Annotated in this window: 3 protein-coding genes; all 3 read left to right on the top strand. The window is 46.6% G+C overall.

Annotation, left to right across the window (positions count from 1 at the left end):
- A partial coding sequence (locus F6K53_RS42505) for a cytochrome c biogenesis protein CcdA (RefSeq protein WP_293086568.1) occupies positions 1-535 on the top strand: 535 nt, incomplete at its 5' end.
- Positions 536-553: 18 nt separating this feature from the next.
- On the top strand, positions 554-790 hold the full coding sequence (locus tag F6K53_RS42500) for a hypothetical protein (protein ID WP_293086566.1): 237 nt from the start codon (positions 554-556) through the stop codon (positions 788-790).
- 129 nt (positions 791-919) lie between these two features.
- Positions 920-1,416, top strand: a 497-nt coding sequence (gene pyrE, locus F6K53_RS42495; RefSeq protein WP_293086563.1) for an orotate phosphoribosyltransferase, incomplete at its 3' end; no start/stop codon positions are given.

The following is a 1,416-nucleotide window of genomic DNA, read 5'->3' as shown; positions in this document are numbered from 1 at the left end:
AGCTGCTACCCAATCGGTATGGTTTGCCTTAGGCTTAGCCACAACCTTAGCTGCATTAGGAATTATCGCAGCATCTATCGGGCGAGTCTATGGTCAAATCGGTGTTGGCTTACCGATTATTGTCAGCCTAATCGCCATTATTATGGGGTTGAATTTACTAGAAGCACTACCGCTACAGTTTCCAACTTGGGGTGGTATGGATTGGATTTCCCAGGAATGGCCGAAAGGGTTACGCTCTTATCTGATTGGTTTGACCTTCGGTTTAGTCGCTTCTCCTTGCAGTACACCCGTATTAGCAACGTTACTGGCTTGGGTTGTCTCAACTAAAGATTTAGTCTTAGGTGGTGCCTTGCTGTTGTCTTATACAGCTGGTTATGTGGCACCCTTGATCTTGGCAGGTACGTTTACTGCTTCAATTAAACGATTATTAGAATTGCGACAGTGGTCGAGTTGGATTACACCAGTAAGTGGTGCGCTATTGGTGGCATTTGGTGTGTTTTCTTTGTTGTCTCGGATTCCTGTGGGAATTTTTTGAGTGAGTACTTAGTGCTGAGTGCGTCGTAAGCTATCAGCTATCAGCTATCAGCTATCAGCTATCAGCTATCAGCTATCAGCTATCAGCTATCAGCTATCAGCTATCAGCTATCAGTTATCAGCTATCAGCTATCAGCTATCAGCTATCAGCTATCAGCTATCAGCTATCAGCTTTGGGCCTGTGGCCACGCTACACCGAACAGTTTATGCCCATAGCCCACGCTACACCGAACAGCTTTTGAATAAAATAAGCTGACGGCACCTCAAGTAGCGTGAGCTAAAAGCTGACGGCTGACGGCTGACGGCTGACGGCTGACGGCTGACGGCTGACTGTGAAAGAATACCGAATCATCCAAATCAACCGCTACTAGTAGTAGTAAGTTTCATGAACAACCAATTTCAAGCTCTATCCACCCCAAAAGATTTACCTCTCCTGCGACATTTTCTGCTGGATTTGTTTTGTAAACTGGCTTACCAAGAGGGTGATTTTGTGCTTTCGTCGGGGCAGCGTAGCTCTTATTACATCAATGGTAAACAGGTCACCCTTCATCCTCAAGGAGCATTAGCCATAGGACGTTTGCTATTCTCAATGCTACCTGCTGATACTCAAGCTGTTGCTGGCTTAACTCTAGGGGCAGATCCGATCGTGAGTGCGGTTAGCATTGTTTCTGCCTTAGAAAACCGACCTATCCCTGGTCTAATTATCCGCAAACAGCCAAAAGGTCATGGAACCAGGGCATACATTGAAGGTCCTACTTTGCCCACAGGAGCCAAAGTAGTGGTATTAGAAGACGTGGTGACTACTGGGCAATCAGCCATGAAAGCCGTGGACCGCCTTAAGGAAGCTGGTTACCAGGTAGAGCTGGTAATAGCCCTGGTTGA

This window comes from Moorena sp. SIO4A1 (assembly GCF_010672065.1).
Lineage (GTDB): Bacteria > Cyanobacteriota > Cyanobacteriia > Cyanobacteriales > Coleofasciculaceae > Moorena.
This window is presented reverse-complemented; position numbering and strand designations above follow the sequence as displayed.